The organism is Mycobacterium sp. 1165178.9 (assembly GCF_001673555.1).
In the GTDB taxonomy this organism is placed as follows: Bacteria; Actinomycetota; Actinomycetes; order Mycobacteriales; family Mycobacteriaceae; genus Mycobacterium.
In genome coordinates, this window is the sequence record NZ_LZMB01000043.1 from 1 (window position 1) to 4,435 (window position 4,435).

The 4,435-nt window shown below is 68.6% G+C and carries 5 protein-coding genes; 2 read left to right on the forward strand and 3 right to left on the reverse strand.

All coding sequences use genetic code 11. The annotated features are described in order from the left end of the window. Positions 1 to 924: phosphoribosylamine--glycine ligase (purD, locus tag A5652_RS02355; RefSeq protein WP_067346249.1), on the forward strand; the 924-nt coding region annotated here is incomplete at its 5' end. Here purD and A5652_RS02360 read toward each other — a convergent pair. Together A5652_RS02360 and A5652_RS02365 are read right to left on the reverse strand one after the other, a co-directional pair. Further along, positions 921 to 2,504: a gamma-glutamyltransferase family protein gene (locus tag A5652_RS02360; protein WP_067346251.1), complete on the reverse strand. Its 1,584-nt coding sequence runs from the start codon at positions 2,502 to 2,504 to the stop codon at positions 921 to 923. The genes purD and A5652_RS02360 overlap by 4 nt on opposite strands. Positions 2,505 to 2,522: 18 nt before the next feature. Continuing rightward, positions 2,523 to 3,440 (reverse strand): alpha/beta hydrolase-fold protein, encoded by a 918-nt coding sequence (locus tag A5652_RS02365; protein ID WP_067346256.1) that lies wholly within the window; start codon positions 3,438 to 3,440, stop codon positions 2,523 to 2,525. A 61-nt stretch (positions 3,441 to 3,501) separates the two neighbouring features. Here A5652_RS02365 and A5652_RS02370 point away from each other — a divergent pair, with 61 nt between their 5' ends. Further along, entirely contained in the window at positions 3,502 to 4,119 is a 618-nt protein-coding gene (locus tag A5652_RS02370) for a TetR/AcrR family transcriptional regulator (RefSeq protein WP_067346253.1), read from the forward strand. Positions 4,120 to 4,126: 7 nt separating this feature from the next. Here the strand turns inward: A5652_RS02370 and A5652_RS02375 are convergent. Further along, positions 4,127 to 4,435: DUF429 domain-containing protein (locus A5652_RS02375; RefSeq protein WP_156745112.1), on the reverse strand; the 309-nt coding region annotated here is incomplete at its 5' end.

The following is a 4,435-nucleotide window of genomic DNA, read 5'->3' on the forward strand; positions in this document are numbered from 1 at the left end:
CGCACCGCGTCGAGTGAAATCGTCGATACACCCGCGCATTTGGACGCCGCCCTGGACCGGTTCGGTCCCCCGGTGGGGGACGCGGCCTGGGTGGTGAAAGACGACCGCCTGGCCGCCGGTAAGGGTGTGGTGGTGACCGCGGATCGCGGTGTCGCACGCGCACATGCCGCCGGACTCCTCGAAGCGGGACACCCCGTGCTGTTGGAGTCCTACCTGGACGGCCCGGAGGTGTCGCTGTTTTGCGTTGTCGACGGCGAAACCGTGGTGCCTCTGCTGCCGGCGCAGGATTTCAAACGTGTCGGTGACGGTGACACCGGGCCCAATACCGGCGGTATGGGTGCATATGCGCCGGTCCCATGGCTTCCCGACGAGATGTATCGCGACGTCGTCAGCAACATCGTCGAACCCGTTGCGGCCGAGATGGTTGCGCGTGGAAGCTCGTTCAGCGGATTGCTGTATGCGGGTCTCGCCATTACGGCGAACGGACCCGCTGTAGTCGAATTCAATTGTCGCTTCGGTGATCCCGAGACACAGGCGGTGCTGGCGCTACTCGAATCGCCGCTCGGGCAGCTGTTGTACGCAGCCGGCAGTGGCACATTGGCGGACTTCGGCGAGCTGCGCTGGCACGACGGTGCCGCCGTGACGGTGGTGGTGGCGGCGGAGAGCTACCCCGGACGCCCCAGGGTGGGGGACGTCATCGTCGGCGCGGAAGTCGACGGGGTACTGCACGCCGGAACGGCGCGTCGCGACGACGGCGAGATCGTCTCGTCGGGCGGGCGGGTGCTGTCGGTGGTGGGCACGGGAGCCGACCTGACGGCCGCGCGGACCAAAGCCTACGAGATAACACGTTCAATTCGACTGCCGGGCAGTCATTTCCGCCGCGACATCGCCCAGTTGGCGGCCGACGGGAAGATCCGCGTCTAGAACGCGGCGGCCTGGCCGTCGCGGCGCGGATCGCTGGCCGCGAAGTAGCCGCCCTCGAGCCGCCAGATCGCCTGACAGCTGCCGAATTGGTTGTAGTCGTCGACGGCGATTAGATCGTGTCCGCGCCGGCGCAACTCGTCCAACGTCGAATCCGGGAAACCCTTTTCGCAGCTGACCTGCATGCCCTCCACCCACCGGAACCGCGGGCCGTCGCACGCGGCCTGCGGATTCTGCCCATGGTCGGCGATGCGCACCATCACTTGCACGTGACCCTGGGGCTGCATCATTCCGCCCATCACCCCGAAGCTCATCACCGCGGCGCCGTCCTTGGTCACAAACCCGGGGATGATGGTGTGGTAAGGGCGCTTGTTCGGGCCGACGGCATTCGGATGTCCCCGGGCCGCAACGAAATTCGCACCCCGGTTTTGAAGCGAGATCCCGGTGCGCGGCACCACCACGCCCGAACCGAACCCCATGTAGTTCGATTGGATCATCGACACCATCATCCCGGCGGCGTCGGCCGCGGTCAGATAGACGGTGCCGCCCGCCGGGGCCCCGGCGGCTGCGGGCGTGGCCCGCCCGCGGTCGATCAGCGCCGCGCGCCGCCTCAGATACTCCTTGTCCAACAGACGCTCCGGCCCCCACGGCATGTGCTCGATGTCGGCGACGTAGGCCTGGGCGTCGGCGAACGCCAGCTTCACCGCTTCGATCTGCAGGTGCACGCTGTCAGCGGAATCCGCCGGGAGCGAGGCCATCTCGAAATGCTCGAGGATGCCCAGGGCGATCAGCGCGACGATCCCCTGCCCGTTGGGCGGGATCTCGTGCACCGTGTACCCGCGGTAGCAGCCGTCGACCGTGCCGACCCAGTCGGCCCGGTGAGCCGCCAGGTCACCGGCCCGCAGGGCGCCGTCGTTGTCCAGCGCGTGTGCCTCGAGCTTGGCGGCCAGTTCCCCACGGTAGAACGCCTCGCCGTTGGTCGCGGCGATCGCTTCGAGAGTCGCAGCATGATCGGGCAAGCTGAATCGCTCGCCGGGTCTCGGCGCCCGGCCGCCGGGCAGGAACGCCTGGGCGAAACCGGGCTGATTCTCAAACAGCGGAACCTGCGCCGCCCATTGCTCCGCGACCGTCGGTGAAACCGGAAATCCGCTGCGGCCGTAAAATATTGCGGGCTCGAACAACCGCTCGAACGCCAGCTTGCCGAATTTCGCATGCAGTTCGGTCCACGCCGACACCGCGCCCGGCACGGTCACCGCATTCCAGCCAAACATCGGAACACCCTGGCCGCCAAAGTATTCCGGTGTCCATGCCGCAGGCGATCGGCCCGAGGCGTTCAGTCCGTGCAGTTGCTTGCCATCCCACACGATGGCGAAGGCGTCCGAACCGATGCCATTGGATACCGGCTCCACGATCGTCAGGGTGATGGCCGTGGCGATGGCCGCGTCCACCGCGTTGCCGCCCTGCGCCAGCATCCGCAGGCCCGCCTGGGCGGCAAGCGGTTGCGATGTGCACACAACGTTTTCCGCCAGGATGGGCTTGCGTGGCCAAGCGTACGGGAAGGTCCAGTCGAAAGGTGCCGTCACCTCCGCGAGCGTAACTCGTTACGCCGTCAGCAGCGGTGCCATCCAGGTCAGCTCGGCGGGTAACTGCGAGCTCCAGAATGCCCCGTCGTGCCCGCCGGGCGAGAAGCCACCGGCCGGTGGATTGGGCAGTTGCGCAATGAACTGCTTTGTCGCGCTGTAAAACGGGTCGCTGTCGCCGCAGTCGACGCGGACAGGGATCGAGGCCAGCGCGGGCATGCCGAACACCGAGTTCGCCGCGAAGTCGTCCGGGCCGTCGAAGGCTCCCGGTGCGGCTGCGCCCGATGACATCCACAGCGCCGGGCTCACCGCGCAGATGGCCGCGGTGCGGGCCGGCCCCAACCGGCCGCCGAGCAGCAACGCGCCGTAGCCACCCATCGACCAGCCCAGGAACGCCACCCGTGAGGTATCCAGATTCTGGTTGCTCAGCAGCGGGACGAGCTCGTCGAGAACCATGGCTCCGCTGTCCTCACCGGAAGACCGTTTGTGCCAATAGCCGCCGCCGCCGTCGACGGCGACCACCGCGAACGGCGGTAGGCCGGCATCGACCGCCTGTGCGAGACCGTGTTCGACGCCGCCCGCCATCACGGTGGAAGCGTCACTGCCCTTGCCGTGCAGCGCGATCACGGGTCGCAGCGGCTTCGTCTGGCCCGGCGGACGCGCGATGGCCCAATTCGTGTTCACCCCGCCACGGGCGGCGGAGACGAAGGAACCGGTCACCATGGTGGGCGCGGCGGCCGCCGGGGGAGCCGGGTCGCGAGGCGGGCTCGACGGCGGCGCCAACGGCACTTGAGTGCCGGCCGTCGACACCGGCATCGCGTGAGATGTGCGCGGCTCTAACAGGATGTCGAGGCCGTAGGCGCCCGCTGCCCCCACGGCCGCGCTGGCGCCGAGGCCCAGCAGGGCTCGTCGGCTCAAGTCGGGCATGCGGGCCATTATGCCCTGGCCGTTTGGCCGAAATGGCATCGCAGTACCACTTTGGCTGGCACGATGGCTACTCGTGACGGCAGCGGTTACTCCAAAAGGAGAACGCCGGCGGTATGCGCTCGTCAGCGCCGCCGCCGAGCTGCTGGCCGAGGGCGGGTTCGAAGCGGTGCGGCACCGGGCGGTCGCGCGGCGTGCCGGATTGCCGTTGGCATCCACGACCTATTACTTCTCCTCCCTCGACGATCTGATCGCGCGCGCCGTCGAGCACATCGCGATGATCGAGGTGGCGCAGTTGCGGTCGCGGGTCAGCGCCTTATCGCGGCGGCGCCGGGGACCGGAGACCATCGCCGAGGTGTTGGCCGATCTGCTCGTGGGCGACGTATCCGGCCCGGGCCTTACCGAACAGCTGATCTCGCGCTACGAGCGCCACGTCGCGTGCATCCGCCTGCCCGCCCTGCGCGAGACCATGCGGCGCAGCCTGCGCCAGCGCGCCGAAGCGGTGGCCGAGGCCCTCGAGCGCTCGGGTCGCTCGGTGCACATCGAACTGGTGTGCACCCTGGTTTGCGCGGTCGATGGATCGGTGGTGTCGGCTCTGGTGGAGGGCCGGGACCCGCGCGCGGCGGCGCAGGGCGCGGTGGTCGACCTCATCGAGGTGCTCGCACCCATCGATCAGCGGCCCGTGCAGATCTGACCGATCGCTAACCGCGGGCCGGATCCACCGGCAGCGACGGCGTCACGATGTAACCGGTGTCGAGATCGCCGTAGATCGTCACATCCCCCGGCTTGCGCTGCGCGTACAAGGCCACGTAGGCGCACACCACGGCGTCGACGGGATCTTCCGCGCCCCGCAGCTCGCTTTTGCGCTGCGCGGCCGCGACGGCCCGGCGCAACGCGATCCACCCGTCGTGCCCCTTCACGCGCAGGGGTACCTGAGCGTGCTCCAGCCGCTCGACGCCGTCCATCAGCAGCAGCAGCTCGGATTTGAGCCGGTCGACGGTGCGCCCGGC